The organism is Micromonospora sp. NPDC047465 (genome assembly GCF_040643125.1).
Taxonomy (GTDB): Bacteria; Actinomycetota; Actinomycetes; order Mycobacteriales; family Micromonosporaceae; genus Micromonospora.
On record NZ_JBEYTP010000012.1, the window covers coordinates 114,900 to 130,660 of the forward strand.

Sequence of the window (15,761 nt, forward strand, 5' to 3'; positions counted from 1 at the left end):
CGGGGCGGTCCGGGCTCCGGGACGGCTGCGGTCGTACGTCAGCCGGCGTGCTTGCGGCGGGCGGCGGCCCGGCCGCGGGCGGTCTGGTCGAGCACCACCTTGCGGATCCGGACGGCGGCCGGGGTGACCTCGACGCACTCGTCCTCGCGGCAGAATTCGAGGGCCTGCTCCAGCGACAGCTTGCGCGGCGGGATCAGCTTCTCGGTCTCGTCGGCCGTGGAGGAGCGCATGTTGGTCAGCTTCTTCTCCTTGGTGATGTTGACGTCCATGTCGTCGGAGCGGGAGTTCTCCCCGACGATCATGCCCTCGTACACCTCGGTGCCGGGCTCGACGAAGAGCTGGCCGCGCTCTTGGAGGTTGGTCATCGCGAACGCGGTGACCGCGCCCGAGCGGTCGGCGACCAGCGAGCCGTTGTTGCGGGTGCGCAGCTCGCCGAACCACGGCTCGTACGACTCGAACACGTGGTGCAGGATGCCGGTGCCCCGGGTCTCGGTGAGGAACTCGGTGCGGAAGCCGATCAGGCCGCGGGCCGGGACCAGCCACTCCATCCGGATCCAGCCGGTGCCGTGGTTGACCAGCTGCTCCATCCGGCCCTTGCGGGTCGCGAGGAGCTGGGTGATCGCGCCGAGGTACTCCTCGGGGGCGTCGATGGTGAGCCGCTCGACCGGCTCGCAGGTCTTCCCGTCGATCTCCCTGGTGACGACCTGCGGCTTGCCCACGGTCAGCTCGAAGGACTCGCGGCGCATCTGCTCGACCAGGATGGCCAGGGCCAGCTCGCCGCGGCCCTGCACCTCCCAGGCGTCCGGGCGCTCGGTGGGCAGCACCCGCAGCGACACGTTGCCGATCAGCTCCTTGTCGAGCCGGTCCTTGACCATGCGGGCGGTGACCTTGGCGCCCTTGACCCGGCCGACCAGCGGCGAGGTGTTGGTGCCGATGGTCATCGAGATGGCCGGCTCGTCGACGGTGATCAGCGGCAGGGGCTGCGGGTTCTCCGCGTCGGCCAGGGTCTCACCGATCATGATCTCGGGGATGCCGGCGACCGCGATGATGTCGCCCGGGCCCGCCGAGTCGGCCGGCTTGCGCTCCAGGCCCTCGGTCATCAGCAGCTCGGAGATGCGGACCCGCTGGGTGCTGCCGTCGGTGCGGCACCAGGCCACCGTCTGACCCTTGCTGATGGTGCCCTGCCGCACCCGGCACAGCGCCAGCCGGCCGAGGAACGGGGACGCGTCGAGGTTCGTGACGTGCGCCTGCAGCGGCGCGTCCTCCTCGTACGCGGGCGGCGGGATGGTGTCGAGCAGGGTGCGGAACAGCGGCTCGAGGCTGTGGCTGTCGTCCGGGACCGCGCCGTCGGCGGGCTGGGTCAGCGAGGCGATGCCGTCGCGGGCGCAGGCGTAGACGATCGGGAAGTCGATCTGCTCCTCGTCGGCGTCCAGGTCGAGGAAGAGTTCGTAGGTGTCGTCCACGACCTCCTTGATGCGGGCGTCGGGACGGTCCACCTTGTTGATCACGAGGATGATCGGCATGCGGGCCTTGAGCGCCTTGCGGAGCACGAACCGGGTCTGCGGCAGGGGGCCCTCGCTGGCGTCCACCAGCAGCACCACCCCGTCGACCATGGTCAGGCCGCGCTCGACCTCGCCGCCGAAGTCGGCGTGGCCGGGGGTGTCGATGATGTTGATGGTCACCGGGTCGGAGCCGTCCGCCGGCAGGTACCGCACGCCGGTGTTCTTGGCCAGGATGGTGATGCCCTTTTCCCGTTCGAGGTCCATCGAGTCCATGACCCGCTCGGTTACCTCGCCGCGGGCGCCGTAGGCGCCGGCCTGCCGCAACATGGCGTCGACCAGGGTCGTCTTGCCGTGGTCGACGTGGGCGATGATGGCGACGTTGCGGAGGTCGGTGCGAAGCTGCATACGCTTCATACTCCTGTCTGCGGTTGCCGGGGCACGCGTCGGGGTCTCCCCCCAGATGGCCCGGATCTCTGCCGAAACTGATGTTCCGACCGTTTCAGCGCCTGGCATGCTGACCCCCGTGGGAATGGGGGCCCGATGCACGACCTGCTGACCTGGCTGCAGGGCCTGCCGCCCCTGCTGATCTATGTGATCGCCGCGATGATCGTCGCGGGGGAGACCGCCGTGATCTTCGGTCTGCTGGTGCCGGGCGAGGCGACCCTGTTGCTGGTCGGTTTCCTAGCGTACGCGGGGACGCTGCGGCTCGCGCCGGCCCTGCTGGTGATGATCCTTGCAGCCGTGATCGGGGACACACTCGCGTTCCGTGCCGGCCGGCGGTACGGGCCCCGGCTGCGGGCCGGCCGGCTCGGGGCCCGGGTGGGCCACGAGCGGTGGGGTCGGGCGGACGCGATGCTGGGCCGGCTGGGCGGGCGTGGCGTGCTGACCGCCCGCTGGGTGGCCTTCGCCCGCACCCTGGTGCCCCGGCTGGCCGGCGCGGCGGGGATGCCGTACCGGCGTTTCGCGCCGTGGAACCTCGCCGGCGTGGTGACCTGGGTGGGCGGTTCGGTGCTGGCCGGCAACCTGGCCGGCGAGTCGTACGAGACGGTCTCCCGGCTGCTGGGGCGGGCCACCGGCGCCGTGCTGGTGCTGGTGGCCGCGCTGGTCGCGGTGGTGCTGGCGGGGCGGTGGCTGGGCCGCAACCCGGACCCGGCGCGGGCGCTGGCGTCCCGGGCCGCCGGGCTGCGGCCGGTGCGCTGGCTCAGCGGCCGCTACGGCGTGCTGTTCTTCCTGCTCACCATGCACGTCGGGCCGGCCTGGACGTTGCTGATCAACCTGGTCGGTGGGCTGCTGCTGCTCTTCGTGGCGGGGTTCGCCATCGCCTGGGTGCTGGGGGCGGTGGTCCGGCACAGCGGGCTGGCGGTGATCGACGGGGCCATCGCCGACTGGTTCGCCGACCGGCGTACGCCGGGGGCGGTCGAGGTCACGCTGGCGGTCGTCTCGGCGCTGCGCGGGTCGGCGCTGATCGTGCTGGTGGCCGTCGTGGCCGCGGTGCTGGCCTGGCGCAACCGGCCCTGGCGGGCCGACCTGCTCAGCGTGGTCGGCACGGTGGGGGCGTTCGTGCCGCTGGTGGTGCTCGCCGTGGTGGTCGACCTGACGGGGCCGGCCGCCGGCGGCCCGGGGGGCCGGGACCCTGCCCTGTTCCCGACGCAGAACGCCGTGGTGGCGGCCAGCCTCTGCACCCTCGCCTGGTTGGTGTCGCGCGGGGCGCGCTGGCCGGTGGCGGTGGCCGCCTGGACCGGCGCGGCGGCCGGGACGGTCGGCATCGTCGGCGCCCGCCTCTACCTGGGGTGGAGCACCGCCAGCGGCAGCGCCACGGCGGTGCTGCTCGGGGTGGCGTGGACGGTGTTGTTCGTGGTGGCCTGGGCCACCCGCGACCGGGCGGTGGGCGACGCCGCGGCGGAACCGGAACCGGCGGCGGTGCGCGCCGACGCCTGACCCGGGTGCGTAGCCCCTGCCGGGGCCGTGACGTCGCCAATGGGTTACCCCGACCCGGCGGGCCAGGTCGCGCCACGGCCCCGGATCGCGTCGGTCAGTCCCGGGCCGCCGCCGGCTCCGGGTGGGCCGGGGCGTCGGCCGTGGCGGGCTCGGGGGCGATCCGGCCCGGCCACCAGAAGCGGTCGCCGAGCGCGAACGCCAGCGCCGGCACCAGGACCGTCCGGACGAGCAGGGTGTCCAGCAGGACGCCGATGCAGACGATGATCCCGATCTGGGTCAACAGGATCAGCGGCAGGACGCCCAGCACGGCGAAGACCGCCGCGAGCAGGATGCCGGCGCTCGTGATGACGCCGCCGGTTACCCGCAGGGCCGACAGCATGCCGTCCCGGGTGCCGGTGCGCCGCGCGTCCTCGCGGGCCCGGGTGACGAGGAAGATGTTGTAGTCGACCCCCAGCGCCACCAGGAACACGAAGGCGAGCAGGAGCACGCCGCTGTCCAGCGCGGGGAACCCGAGCACGTGGTCGAAGATCAGCCACGACGCGCCGATGCTGGCGAAGAACGACGCGATCACGGTGAGCACGAGCAGCACCGGCGCGATCAGGCCGCGCAGGAGCAGCACGAGTACGGCGCCGACGAGCAGCAGGATGACCGGCAGGATGAGCCGCAGGTCCCTGCCGTCGGCCTCGCCCGAGTCGTAGGTCGCGGCGACCGGGCCGCCCACGACGGCCCCGTCGAACGCGGCGGCGCCCTCGACCGCGGGCGGGGCGGAGCCGGGCACGGCGGCGACCGCGTCGCGCAGCGCCTCGACGGTGCGGTCGGAGGCGGCGGTGCCGGGCTCCGCGTCGAGCACGACGTCGACCTGGGCGACCCGCGCGCCCGCCTCGCCGGGCCGTGCCGAGGCGACGCCGGGCACGGCCGCGGCGGCGTCCGTGACGGCCCGTACCGCCGAGGGGGTGGTCAGGACCGCGACCGGCTGGGTCGTCCCGGCGGGGAAGGCGCGGGCGAGGGTCTCCGCGCCGGCCACCGCCTCGGGCTTGACCCGGAACTGCTCGGTTTCGGACAGGCCGGTGCGGATGCCGAGCCCGCCGAGGGCGAGCCCCGCGAGCAGCAGCGTCGCGAGCACGGCGACCGGCACCGGACGGCGTTCGACGGCGGCACCGAGCCGGCCCCACAGCCGGCCCTCGCGGACCGCGCCGCCGACCCGGGGCACGAACGGCCAGAACAGGCCGCGGCCGAAGATCACCAGTGCGGCGGGCAGGACGAACAGCGCGGAGAGCATGGCGAGGACGACGCCCGTCGCGCAGGCCACGGCGAGGGCCCGGTTCAGCTCCTGCTCGGACAGCAGCAGGGTGAGCACGCCGAGCACGACGGTGAAGCCGCTGGCGAGGATGGGCTCGGCGGTGCGGCGCAGCGCGGCGCGCATCGCGACGAAGCGGTCCTCCTCGCGGCGCAACTCCTCCCGGTAGCGGGCGATGAGCAGCAGCGCGTAGTCGGTGGCGGCGCCGAAGACCAGGACGCTGGCGATGCCGGTGACGGCGCCGCCGGGCAGGTTGATGCCGACCGCCGGGACGATCGTGTCGAGGGCGCGCAGCGTGAGCTGCTCGGTCGCCGCGACGACGACGAGCGGCACGATCCACAGGAACGGGCTGCGGTAGGTGATCAGCAGCAGCAGCGCGACGACGCAGGCGGTGACGACGAGCAGCGTGGTGTCGGCGCCGTCGAAGACCTTGGTCAGGTCGGTGGTGAACGCGGGCCCGCCGGTCACCTCGACGGTGAGCGTCTCGGGCACGTCGTCCAGGGAGGCGCGGAGCTCGTCTACCCGGCCGGCGACCTCCTCCTGCCCGCCGCCGGTGGGCAGCGGCACGGCGACGAGCGCGACGGTGCCGTCGGGGGAGACCTGCGGTGGGCTGACGCGACCGCCGGCGGCGAACCGGCCGAGGTCGCCGGACTGCCCGGTGAGCGCCGCGCGGTCGGCCTCGGTGAGCGGCCCGCCGTCGGCGCGGCTGACCACGACGATCGCCGGCTGGACGTCGCGAGAGGGCAACTGGTCCTGGAGGCGCTCCACCTGGGTCGACTGCCACTCGACGGACAGGCCGGTGGCGGAGACGGGAGCCGGGTTGTCGGGCTTGGGCAGCCCGAAGACGGCCGCGCCGAGGACGATCGCGGCGACCACGGTGAGCCACGCGGCCAGTCGTCCGCGGGCCACACGGGTGAACACAGACATCGGATGCCCTCACGGTCTCTCGACGGGACTGCTTCGACGCAAGACCTCGCCGCCACCGGAAGTATGCCGACCGCCGAGTATCTCGATCATCGAGATTATCGGCCGCTGAGCTATGCTGCAACCGCAGCGGCGGCGGGAGGAAGCGGGCGGACGTGACAGGCCACGGCATGTACCGGCGGCGCGACACCCGCCGCGAGAAGCTGATCGCCGAGATCGCGGCCGAGCTGCGCCGCTACTCCGTCGACGCGCAGCACGTCGGGCACGCCTTCGCCAACCTGCACGGGCTGGGCGCCACCGACCTGCAGGCGCTGATCGCGGTGATGGACGCCGAGCTGGCCGGCCAGCCGATCACCCCCGGGCGCCTCGGCGAGCAGCTCAGCCTCTCCTCCGGATCCGTCACCGCGCTGATCGACCGGCTCGAGCGCGCCGGGCACATCCGCCGCGACCGCGACACCACCGACCGGCGCAAGGTCTTCCTGCACTACGCCGAGCGGGGCGCGGCGCTGGCGACGGACTTCTTCCGCCCGCTGGGCCGGCGCACCGACGAGGTGATGGCCGGCTTCGGCGACGACGAGCTGGAGGTCGTGCACCGGTTCATGGCCGCGATGACCGCCTCGATGCGGGAGCACCGCGACACCGTCCGGGCCGCCCGCGACGAGCCGCCCCGGCGCGCGAAGGGCTGACGTCGTGCTCGACCGGCCGGCCGTCCGGCTCGCCGCCACCGCGCTGCGGCTGCCGCCCGCGCGCACCCGGCGGGTCACCGTCACCCGCGGCATCGCGGTGCGGGTCCGCGACGGTGTGCCGCTGCGCACCGACCACTACGCCCCGGACCTGCCGGGCGCGCCCACCGTGCTGATCCGCACCCCCTACGGGCGGGGCGGGCCGATGCGGCTGCTCGGCCGGCTGGCCGCCGAGCGCGGCTTCCACGTGGTGATCCAGTCCTGCCGCGGCACGTTCGGCTCGGGCGGCACCTTCGACCCGCTGGTGCACGAACGTGACGACGGCCTGGACACCCTCGACTGGCTACGCCGCCAGCCCTGGTGGTCCGGCGCGTTCGGCATGTTCGGCGCGAGCTACCAGGGCTTCGTGCAGTGGGCCCTGGCCGCCGACGCGGGACCGGAGCTGCGGGCGATGGTCGCGGTGGTGACCGCCTCGGGCACCCGCGACTCGACGTACGCCGGGGAGTCCTTCGCCCTGGACACGGTCCTCACCTGGGCGGAGCTGCTCCAGGCGCAGACCGTGCCGTGGCTGGCCCGGCAGTGGGAGCTCAAGCGCGGCCAGCCCCGGCTCACCGCGGCGCTGGCGCACCTGCCGCTGCTGGAGGCGGACCGCGTGGCCACCGGCGTGACGGTGCCGTTCTTCCAGGAGTGGCTGTGCCACCACACTCCGGACGCCGGCTACTGGCGCGACCGCGTCTTCGGCGACCGGATCGCCGAGGTCCGCGCCCCGGTGGCGATGGTGACCGGCTGGCACGACATCTTCCTGCCGGCGCAGCTGCGCGACTTCGCGGCGCTGCGCGCGGCCGGTGCCCACCCCCGGCTGACCGTCGGGCCGTGGACCCACGGCAGCCCGGGGTTGTTCGTCGCCGCCCTGCGCGAGGGGCTGGACTGGCTCGACGAGCACCTCGCCGGCCGCCCGCCGCAGCGGGCGGAGCGGCGGGGCACCGCCGCCGGCCGGGCGGCCCCGGTCCGGGTGCACGTCGGCGGGGCCGGTGGCGGCTGGCGTGACCTGCCGGACTGGCCCCCGCCGGCCGTGCCGGTCCGGTGGCACCTGCACCCGGGCGGCCGGCTGGGCACCGCGGCGCCGGTCCCGTCGGCGCCGGATCGCTTCCGCTACGACCCGGCCGACCCGACGCCCTCGCTCGGCGGGCCGCTGCTCGTCGCCCAGCGTGCCGGGCCGGTGGACAACCGCCCGGTCGAGGCCCGACCCGACGTGCTGACCTTCACCAGCGCCCCGCTCGATGCGCCCGTCGAGGTGATCGGCCCGGTCCGCGCCGAGATCCACCTCCGCAGCGAACTGTCCCACCTGGACGTCTTCGTGCGACTGTGCGACGTGGACCGGCGCGGCCGGTCCTGGAACGTCTGCGACGGGCTGGTCCGCGTCGCGCCCGGCCGGTACCCCACCGATCCGGCAGGCGCGGTGCGCGTGCCGGTGGAGCTCTGGCCCACGGCACACCGGTTCGCGTCCGGGCACCGGCTGCGGGTCCAGGTCTCCGGCGGCGCCCATCCGCGCTACGCGCGCAACCCCGGCACCGGCGAAGCCCTCGGTGCTGCCGTCACCCTCCGTGCCGGATGGCGAGAGATCCTGCACGACCCGCAGCGACCGTCCGCAGTGGTCCTGCCGATCATGGCGACCGCCACGCAGCTTTCTGCCAGTCGAGAAAACCCCTTCTGAGCTGGGCGTTCATTCATCGGTGGCGCTATGGTTGGGCCAACGCCCGGCGCTGTGCACCACTCGGCCGGGCCCGCGCGTGCGGCCCCACACCGCCTACGCGGTGTCACCGTCGTGCCCGGCCCCCGACCATCCGCAAGGGGGAATCCCATGACGCGGGCACCGGAGAACCTGTTGACCGTCCGCCGTCTGCTGCTCGACCACCTTGACATCGACCCCGACACCAGCCGCAGCCAGGACCTCGAACCCGCCGAGGTCGGCATCGTCGGCGACCCCGCCCACCGGGGCGGCTACCACTGCGGCTCCGACCGGGTGGTGACCAACGACTACTCCGTCGTCGAGTCGCCACGCGACTCTGCCGGCCTGACCCTCGACGCGGCGGCGCTCGACGTCGGCCTCTTCCAGGTCCGCTCCGGTGGCCGTACGCACGACCTGCGCACCTTCTCCAGCTGGTGCGTGGCGCAGTGCGTCGCCGACACCCCGGACAGCCGGGACATCAGGGAGATCATCTACTCCCCGGACGGCAGGGTCGTCCGACGGTGGGACCGCCTGCGCAAGCGAACGAGCGGGGACGACTCGCACCTGTGGCACACCCACTTCAGTTTCTTCCGCGACTCGATCAAGGCGGGACGCGACCAGACCCCGCTGTTCCGCCGCTACCTGACCGCCATCGGACTTCTGGAGGACGACATGAGCGCACAGGCCGAGAGCCAGATCAACAGCATTTACGCCGGCATGTTCTACGGCGGGTCGAGCATGGGGCGCAGCGTCGACCCCGACGCGGGCGGCCCCGAGAAGGCCAGCAACAGCATCGTGGCGAAGCTGGACTACACGATGCAGCGGCTCGACGCGCTCGTCGCGCAGCTCACCGCGCTGTCCGGCAAGGACTTCACCGACGAGCAGGCGATCGTGGCGGGCGTGCTCGCCACCCTCACCCCCGAGAAGATCGCCGCGGCGATCCCCGCCACCATGGCCGCGCAGGTCGCCGACGAGCTGGGCCGCCGGCTGGCCGCCTGACCCGCCATCGACCGACCGCCGTGACAGCGTGAGCGGGGTGTCGAACGCCCGCCGGGACGGAACCAGCAACGACAGTTGCGCAATAGTTCGTGCGCAACTGTCGTTGCTGATGTCAGAGTGGCGGCATGACGAACCCTGAGGTGCGCCAGGTCACCGACTCGCGGGTCCTCGCCGCGCTGTCCCACCCGCTGCGTCGCCGGTTGATGGACGTGCTCAAGGTGCACGGCCCGTCGACCGTCGGCCAGCTCGCCGAGCGGACCGACCAGGCCCCGGCGAACGTCAGCCACCACCTCAGGGTGCTGGCCGGCGCCGAGCTGCTCGAGGAGGCGCCCGAGCTGGCCCGCGACCGCCGCGAACGCTGGTGGCGCCTGGTCAGCCGGGGCGTGCGCTGGTCCCAGTCGGACTTCGACGCCGACCCCGCCGCCCGGGCGGTCGCCGACGCCGCCACCTCGCTCAACCTGGACCGGCACGTTGCCCTCGCCCGCGCCTGGCACGCCACCGACGAGGCCGGCCAGGCCGCCTGGCCCTCGGGGCCGTTCTCCACCGACCGCTGGCTGCACCTGACCGACGAGGAACTCGCCGAGCTGGGGCGCGAGGTGAACGACCTGCTCGCCCGGTGGGCCGACCGGAAGGTGCCCGACGACGGGCGGAAACGCGAACCGGTCTTCCTCTTCGCCTACGGCATTCCGGCCACGCCGTGACGCGGGCCGTCGGCGCCGCGCCGCCCCGTACCCCCGCCGCCGGCGAGACCCCGCCGGCGCCCGCGCCGCGCCCTGCGGGCGACCCGGGGGTACGACGCGGCGGCCTGCTGCGGCACCGGGACTTCCGGCTGCTCTGGGCCGGGCAGACGGCCAGCGCCGTCGGCAGCAACGTCACCACCGTGGCGCTGCCCCTGGTCGCGGTCACCGTGCTCGACGCCGGCGCCTTCGGCGTCGCGGTGCTCACCGCCGCCTCCTGGCTGCCCTGGCTGCTCGTCGGCCTGCCGGTCGGCGCCTGGGTGGACCGGCTGCCGCGCCGGCCCCTGATGATCGCCTGCGACCTGGTCTGCGCGGCGCTGTTCCTCAGCGTCCCGGTCGCCGCCCTGCTCGGCGTGCTGACCGTCGGGCAGCTGCTGGTGGTCGCGCTGGGCGCCGGCCTGGCCCGGGTTTTCTTCGAGACCGCCGACCAGGTCTACCTGCCCGTGCTGCTGCGACCCGAGCAGGTGCCGGAGGGCAACGCCAAGCTCCAGGCCACCCAGACCGCGAGCTACGTGCTCGGCCCCGGGCTCGCCGGCGGGGTCGCGCAGCTCGCCGGAGCGGTCACGGCGCTGCTGCTCGACGCGCTGAGCTTCCTGTTCTCCGCCGTCTGCCTGCTGCGCATCCGCGCCGTCGAAGAGCCTCCCGGGCGCGTGCGGCGGTCCCGGTCGCTGCGACGCGAGATCGGGGAGGGGATCCGGTTCGTCGCCCGGGACCCCTACCTGCGGGCGCTCACCGTCTTCGGCGCGGCCAGCAACGTCGGGCTGGTCGGCTACCAGGCCGTCCTGGTGGTCTTCCTCGTCCGGGAGGCGCGCCTCGCGCCCGCGTCGGTCGGCGGGCTGGTCGCGGTGATGAGTCTCGGCGGCATCGTCGGCGCGCTGCTGGCCACCAGGATCGGCCGGCGCCTCGGCACCGCCCGGGCCCTGCTGCTGGCAGGGGCGCTCAGCGGGCCACCGGCGCTGCTGATCCCGCTCGCCGGCCCAGGGGGCGCGCTGGTGCTGCCGGCGGTCGGCGGCATACTGCTCAGCCTCGGGGTGGCGGTGGGCAACGTGGTCAAGGGCAGCTTCCGGCAGACCTACACCCCGCACCACCTGCTGGGCCGCGTCACGGTGAGCATGCAGATGCTGAACTACGGCACGATCCCACTGGCCGCGCTGCTGGCCGGGGCGGTCGGCGCGGCGTACGGGACCGGCACCGCGATCGCGGTGACGACCGGCTGGCTGGCGCTCACCCCGGTGATCCTGCTGGTCGGGCCGCTGCGGCGGCGCCGGGACCTGCCCGCCGCGCCGGAGGCGCCCTGAAACGCGCTGCGGCGGCGGCCGGCTCCCGGCCGCCGCCACCGGCACGGATCTACATCGGGCGGACGTTGTCCGCCTGCGGACCCTTCTGCCCCTGGGTCACCTCGAACTCGACCTTCTGGCCCTCGTTCAGCTCCCGGTAACCGCTCGTCGCGATGGCCGAGTAGTGGACGAAGACGTCCGGTCCTCCGCCGTCCTGCTCGATGAAGCCGAAGCCCTTTTCCGAGTTGAACCACTTAACCGTGCCGGTTGCCATGCATCTCTCCCTGTTCCCAAGCGGGTGACCATCGGTGCTCGACCGATGATCGCCCGGTACCTCCCCGACAGTAACCGGCCGAACGCCGATCTGCTGGCCGAAGTGCCGTAGGCGGCGTGGTGAACTCTGGGGGCCACTGGGCGAAAGCCGCGCGGCGACCGGCCCGCTGGGGCATGCTTGCGCCGGTGAGAGGTGCCGCAGCCGTCGCGTTGACCGAACTGGAGCGCGAGATCGACGCTCCGGGCGGTGGCCTGGACCGGCTCCGGCTGGTGCGGGCGCCGTTCGTGCCCGAGGTGCGGCTGCACCTGGCCGAGGACGCCATCGTGTGGTGGGCCCGGATGGAGGCCCACGCCGGGCGCGCCCTGCCGCCGCCGTACTGGGCCTCGGTCTGGGCCGGCGGGCAGGCCCTCGCCCGTCACCTGCTCGACCACCCCGACCTCGCCGCCGGGCGGCGGGTGCTCGACCTGGCCGCCGGGTCCGGCCTGGTGGCGATCGCCGCCGCGCTCGCCGGCGCCGACCACGTGGTCGCCAACGACATCGACCCGTACGCGGTCGCGGCGGTGACCGTCAACGCCCGCGCCAACCGGGTGACGGTCGCGGCCACCGACGGCGACCTGCTCGACTCCGATCCGTCCGAGGTGGACCTGCTGGTGGCCGGGGACGTGCTCTACGACGAGGCGATGACGGCGCGGGTGCTGCCCTTCCTGCGCCGGGCCGCCGCCACCGGCGCCGACGTGCTCGTCGGCGAACCCGGGCGGGGGCACCTGCCGCCGGACGTGCTGGCGGCCGTGACGAGTTACGTCCTGCCGACCACCGAGCCCGCCGTCGACACACCCGTCCGGCGGGTCCAGGTGCTGCGCCCCCGGTAACCCCGGGCTCCTCAGGGTCGACCCCGACCCGGATACCAGGGGGCGGTGGGGGATCGGACCCGATGCCCGGGGTGGCCGGGCGGTCATAACGTACGGGGCATGGCGGATTGGCTGGCCCAGGTCGGAGAGCTTCCCACCACCCTGCTCATGGGGGTGCTCGGGGTGGTGATGCTCTTCGACGCCGTACCGCTGCTCGGCGTGCTGGTCCCGGGGGACGTGGCGATCCTGGCCGCCATGGGGGTCGGCGGCCCGGTCACCGGCGTCGCCACCTTCGCCGTCGTGGTGGCGGGCTGCCTTTCCGGGTGGTCGCTGAGCTTCCTCGCCGGCCGCCGGTACGGGGACCGGCTGCGCCGCAGCCGGATCGGCGGGTGGATCGGCGAGGAGCGCTGGGTGGCGGCGGAGGGGATCCTGCGGCGCGGGGGCGGCCGGATGGTGCTGATCGCGCCCTTCCTGCCGGTGTTCAACGCGCTGCTGCCGCTGGCGGCGGGCGGGCTGCGGATGTCGTACCGGCGCTTCCTGGGCTGCGCGACGGTCGGCGCGGCGGCGTGGGCCGGGCTCTACCTGGTGCTGGGGACCGCCTCGCGGTCGTTGGCCGGGCTGCTGCCCGGGGAGTCCAGCCCGATGCTGGTCACCATGGCGGTCGGGCTGCTGCTGGCGGGGGTGGTGCTGATGGGCACGCGGCGCCGGCTGCGGGCGGTCACCGGGGGCTGACCGCCGCCCAACGGGGGAGCGGGGCCGGGCGCGCGAGGTGCCCGGCCCCGCCGGTGCTCACCAGCCGCGGGCGCGCCACTGGGGCAGCGCCGGGCGCTCCGCGCCGAGCGTGCTGTCCTTGCCGTGGCCGGGGTAGAACCAGGTGTCGTCGGGCAACCGGTCGAACAGCTTGTGCTCCACGTCGTCGATCAGCGCGGCGAACCGCTCCGGATCCTTGTCGGTGTTGCCGACCCCGCCGGGAAAGAGGCTGTCGCCGGTGAACAGGTGTGGCGTCCCGGCCGGGTCGCGGTAGAGCAGCGCGATCGAGCCGGGGGTGTGCCCCTTGATGTGGATGACCTCCAACGCGCAGTCGCCCACCGGCACGGTGTCGCCGTCGGCCAGCGTCTCCGCCTCGATCGGCAGCCCCGCCGCGTCGTCGGCGTGCACCAGCGGGCGGGCGCCCGTCTTGGCGACCACCTCCTCCAGCGCCACCCAGTGGTCCATGTGCTGATGGGTGGTGACCACGGTGCCCAGCCCCGCGTCGCCGACCAGGTCGAGCAGGCGCGGGGCCTCGTTCGCCGCGTCGATCAGCACCTGCTCGCCGGTGGCCCGGCAGCGCAGCAGGTAGGCGTTGTTGTCCATCGGGCCCACCGACACCTTGGTGATGGTGAGCGCGTCGAGCTCGCGTACGGCCGGCACACCGCCGGGCGTGACGTCTCCGCTGTAGGTCATGGTCTGGCTATATCCATTCCGGTGGTTGCGGCAGGGGACCGTCAGGAGTGACGGCCAGCACGGTGCCGGGGCTGCGGCCGATCAGCCAGGCGGCGAGTTCCGGGGCGGAGCCGGCGACCGTGGGCGCGGCCGAGCGGTCGCCGACGACGAGCTCGTGCCGGCTGCCGTCGAAGCGCAGCACCATCGGCGGCACGTCGGCGCGGCCGGCGAGGTCGCCGGCGACCTCGTGCAGCAGCCGGTGGCCGAACGACTCGGGCCAGTCGGCCGGCCGGTAACCGGCGTCGAGGTCCACGTGGTGCACCTCGATCTCGCGCAGCCGGCCCCAGACCAGCATGGCCGTCGGCCACGGGCCGCGCCGGGTCTGGACCGTGCCCGCCCACGCCTCGACGGGCATCGCCGCGACCGCCTCGGCGAACCGGTCGGCCGAGCGGCGCAGGTCGTCGAGGTGGGCCTCGGGCGGCCGGGGAGCGCCGGCCTCGATGTCGGCCTCCCGGGCCGTCGCGGAGGCGTACATCGGGACGGGCTCGCCGGTGCGGGCCGCGGTGAACAGGTTGACGAAGCCGTCGGCATTGCGGGCCAGGTGTGCCAGCACGTGCCCGCGGGTCCAGCCGGGCAGCAGGGAGGCGGCGGCGATGTCCGCACCGTCGAAGGTGGCCGCGGTCCGCAGCAGGCGGTCCGTGGCCGCGTCCACCTCGCCGGTCAGCAGGAGTGGATCAGTGGTCACGTACCGACCCTAACCGTCGGGCCGCCCCGAGTCGCCGGGGAAATCGCTTTCGGCGCGTCGTCGCGCGCCCTACCGTCGGCGTCGGACGCGGCACCGGAAGTCGGGGAGGAGGTGGTGACGTTGCCGGTCGCAGCACGCGTGCACCACCCGCTCCGACACCGACAAGGAATGCCATGACCATCGATATCACCGCCCTCGGCTGGGACGCCGACCGGGCGGCACACGTACGACGGCGCAACGACCACCGCCCGGGCCGGGTGGCCCGGGTGGACCGGGGCGTCTGCACCGTGCTCTGTGCGGACGGCCCGGTCCGCGCCACCCTGGGCGGGGCGGTCCTCGCCGCCGCCGCCCGGGACCTGACCCGCCTGCCCTGCGCCGGCGACTGGGTGCTGCTGGGCACCTGGCCGGACCGCAACGTGACCGTGGAGGCGGTGCTGCCGCGGCGCACCGCCCTGGTCCGGCGGACCGCCGGCAAGGACGCCAGCGGCCAGGTGCTGGCCGCCAACCTGGACGCCGCCGCGGTGGTGGAGCCGGTGCACCCGGAGCCGGACATCGGCCGGATCGAACGGCTGCTGTCCCTGGCGCACGAATCGGGCGCCCGGCCGCTGGTGGTGCTCACCAAGGCCGACCTGGCGGCCGACCCGCAGGCGGTGGCACGCCAGCTCACCGCCGTCGCCCCCGGGGTGCCGGTGCTGGCTGTCAGCGCCGAGCGCGGCACCGGGCTGGAGCCGCTGCGCGCCGAGGTGGCGCCCGGCCGCACGCTCGGCCTGCTCGGCCCGTCCGGTGCCGGCAAGTCGAGCCTGGTCAACGCGCTGGCCGGGGCCGTGGTGATGCCCACCCAGGCGATCCGGCGCGTCGACGGCAAGGGCCGGCACACCACCACGTGGCGGGCGCTGGTCCCGGTGCCCGGTGGCGGGGCGGTGCTGGACACCCCGGGGGTGCGGGCCGTGGGCCTGCTGGACGGCTCGGCGGGGCTGGACCGGGCGTTCGCCGACATCGCCGAGCTGGCCACCGGCTGCCGGTACGCCGACTGCGGGCACGACGGGGAGCCCGGCTGCGCGGTGCGCGAGGCGCTGGAGAACGGCGAGCTGCCGGCGCGGCGCTGGGAGAGCTGGCGCCGGTTGCAGCGGGAGGTGGCGTACGAGAGCCGGCGGCGCGAGGCGCGGCTGGCCGCCGAGCGGCGCGGCGGCTGGCGCTCCGCCCGCCGGCGGGCCGCCCGCCCCTGACGGGGTCGTCGCGCGACAGCGGCCGGTCGGCGCGTGGCGCTCGACCGGCCGCGGGCGCTTCGCGGCGGGCGCTTCGCGGCGGGCGCTTCGCGGCGGGCGCTTCGCGGCGGGCGCTTCGCGGCGGGCGCTTCGCGGCGGGCGCTTCGCGGCGGGCGCTTCG

At 74.7% G+C, this 15,761-nt stretch carries 14 protein-coding genes; 9 read left to right on the plus strand and 5 right to left on the minus strand.

Features of this window, described 5'->3' with window-relative positions:
• Nucleotides 1–38: 38 nt before the first annotated feature.
• Complete coding sequence (typA, locus tag ABZ793_RS14130; RefSeq protein ID WP_357456780.1) at nt 39–1,907, minus strand: translational GTPase TypA; 1,869 nt, start codon at nt 1,905–1,907, stop codon at nt 39–41.
• Between the two features lie 135 nt (nt 1,908–2,042).
• Between typA and ABZ793_RS14135 the strand changes: the two genes are divergently transcribed.
• Nucleotides 2,043–3,440, plus strand: coding sequence for a DedA family protein (locus tag ABZ793_RS14135; protein ID WP_357456782.1), 1,398 nt, complete (start codon nt 2,043–2,045; stop codon nt 3,438–3,440).
• A 94-nt stretch (nt 3,441–3,534) separates the two neighbouring features.
• Here the strand turns inward: ABZ793_RS14135 and ABZ793_RS14140 are convergent, their stop codons facing one another.
• Nucleotides 3,535–5,664 carry an efflux RND transporter permease subunit gene (locus ABZ793_RS14140; protein WP_357456784.1) on the minus strand — a complete coding sequence of 710 codons (2,130 nt, stop codon included), beginning with the start codon at nt 5,662–5,664 and terminating at the stop codon, nt 3,535–3,537.
• Between the two features lie 167 nt (nt 5,665–5,831).
• On the opposite strand from ABZ793_RS14140, the gene ABZ793_RS14145 reads away from it, so the two are divergent.
• The 5 genes from ABZ793_RS14145 (at nt 5,832) to ABZ793_RS14165 (ending at nt 11,107) form a co-directional block, all read left to right on the plus strand.
• A complete protein-coding gene (locus tag ABZ793_RS14145; RefSeq protein WP_357456845.1) occupies nt 5,832–6,347 on the plus strand; it encodes a MarR family transcriptional regulator in 516 nt (171 codons plus the stop codon).
• A 4-nt stretch (nt 6,348–6,351) separates the two neighbouring features.
• A complete protein-coding gene (locus tag ABZ793_RS14150) occupies nt 6,352–8,058 on the plus strand; it encodes a CocE/NonD family hydrolase (protein ID WP_357456786.1) in 1,707 nt (568 codons plus the stop codon).
• Nucleotides 8,059–8,205: 147 nt separating this feature from the next.
• On the plus strand, nt 8,206–9,072 hold the full coding sequence (locus ABZ793_RS14155; protein WP_357456788.1) for a hypothetical protein: 867 nt from the start codon (nt 8,206–8,208) through the stop codon (nt 9,070–9,072).
• Nucleotides 9,073–9,197: 125 nt separating this feature from the next.
• Nucleotides 9,198–9,773: a metalloregulator ArsR/SmtB family transcription factor gene (locus ABZ793_RS14160; RefSeq protein ID WP_357456790.1), complete on the plus strand. Its 576-nt coding sequence runs from the start codon at nt 9,198–9,200 to the stop codon at nt 9,771–9,773.
• A complete protein-coding gene (locus ABZ793_RS14165; RefSeq protein ID WP_357456792.1) occupies nt 9,770–11,107 on the plus strand; it encodes an MFS transporter in 1,338 nt (445 codons plus the stop codon). The genes ABZ793_RS14160 and ABZ793_RS14165 overlap by 4 nt, the downstream gene beginning before the upstream one ends.
• Before the next feature lie 49 nt (nt 11,108–11,156).
• On the opposite strand, the gene ABZ793_RS14170 is transcribed toward ABZ793_RS14165, so the two are convergent.
• Nucleotides 11,157–11,360, minus strand: coding sequence for a cold-shock protein (locus ABZ793_RS14170; RefSeq protein WP_007072071.1), 204 nt, complete (start codon nt 11,358–11,360; stop codon nt 11,157–11,159).
• A gap of 173 nt (nt 11,361–11,533) precedes the next feature.
• On the opposite strand from ABZ793_RS14170, the gene ABZ793_RS14175 reads away from it, so the two are divergent.
• Nucleotides 11,534–12,229: a 50S ribosomal protein L11 methyltransferase gene (locus ABZ793_RS14175; protein ID WP_357456847.1), complete on the plus strand. Its 696-nt coding sequence runs from the start codon at nt 11,534–11,536 to the stop codon at nt 12,227–12,229.
• Between the two features lie 99 nt (nt 12,230–12,328).
• Nucleotides 12,329–12,940, plus strand: coding sequence for a VTT domain-containing protein (locus ABZ793_RS14180; RefSeq protein ID WP_350709180.1), 612 nt, complete (start codon nt 12,329–12,331; stop codon nt 12,938–12,940).
• Between the two features lie 57 nt (nt 12,941–12,997).
• On the opposite strand, the gene ABZ793_RS14185 is transcribed toward ABZ793_RS14180, so the two are convergent.
• Nucleotides 12,998–13,651, minus strand: a complete 654-nt coding sequence (locus ABZ793_RS14185; RefSeq protein ID WP_357456794.1) for an MBL fold metallo-hydrolase — start codon at nt 13,649–13,651, stop codon at nt 12,998–13,000.
• A gap of 7 nt (nt 13,652–13,658) precedes the next feature.
• Nucleotides 13,659–14,375, minus strand: a complete 717-nt coding sequence (locus ABZ793_RS14190; RefSeq protein ID WP_350709176.1) for a maleylpyruvate isomerase family mycothiol-dependent enzyme — start codon at nt 14,373–14,375, stop codon at nt 13,659–13,661.
• 173 nt (nt 14,376–14,548) lie between these two features.
• Here ABZ793_RS14190 and rsgA point away from each other — a divergent pair, with 173 nt between their 5' ends.
• Nucleotides 14,549–15,601, plus strand: coding sequence for a ribosome small subunit-dependent GTPase A (gene rsgA, locus ABZ793_RS14195; protein WP_357456796.1), 1,053 nt, complete (start codon nt 14,549–14,551; stop codon nt 15,599–15,601).
• The last annotated feature ends 160 nt before the right edge of the window (nt 15,602–15,761 follow it).

Coding starts and splice junctions, on each gene's coding strand:
- typA (WP_357456780.1), bottom strand. CDS start 1,907: ATGCAGCTTCGCACCGACCTCCGCAACGTCGCCATCATCGCCCACGTC.
- ABZ793_RS14135 (WP_357456782.1), top strand. CDS start 2,043: ATGCACGACCTGCTGACCTGGCTGCAGGGCCTGCCGCCCCTGCTGATC.
- ABZ793_RS14140 (WP_357456784.1), bottom strand. CDS start 5,664: ATGTCTGTGTTCACCCGTGTGGCCCGCGGACGACTGGCCGCGTGGCTC.
- ABZ793_RS14145 (WP_357456845.1), top strand. CDS start 5,832: ATGTACCGGCGGCGCGACACCCGCCGCGAGAAGCTGATCGCCGAGATC.
- ABZ793_RS14155 (WP_357456788.1), top strand. CDS start 8,206: ATGACGCGGGCACCGGAGAACCTGTTGACCGTCCGCCGTCTGCTGCTC.
- ABZ793_RS14160 (WP_357456790.1), top strand. CDS start 9,198: ATGACGAACCCTGAGGTGCGCCAGGTCACCGACTCGCGGGTCCTCGCC.
- ABZ793_RS14170 (WP_007072071.1), bottom strand. CDS start 11,360: ATGGCAACCGGCACGGTTAAGTGGTTCAACTCGGAAAAGGGCTTCGGC.
- ABZ793_RS14175 (WP_357456847.1), top strand. CDS start 11,534: ATGCTTGCGCCGGTGAGAGGTGCCGCAGCCGTCGCGTTGACCGAACTG.
- ABZ793_RS14180 (WP_350709180.1), top strand. CDS start 12,329: ATGGCGGATTGGCTGGCCCAGGTCGGAGAGCTTCCCACCACCCTGCTC.
- ABZ793_RS14185 (WP_357456794.1), bottom strand. CDS start 13,651: ATGACCTACAGCGGAGACGTCACGCCCGGCGGTGTGCCGGCCGTACGC.
- rsgA (WP_357456796.1), top strand. CDS start 14,549: ATGACCATCGATATCACCGCCCTCGGCTGGGACGCCGACCGGGCGGCA.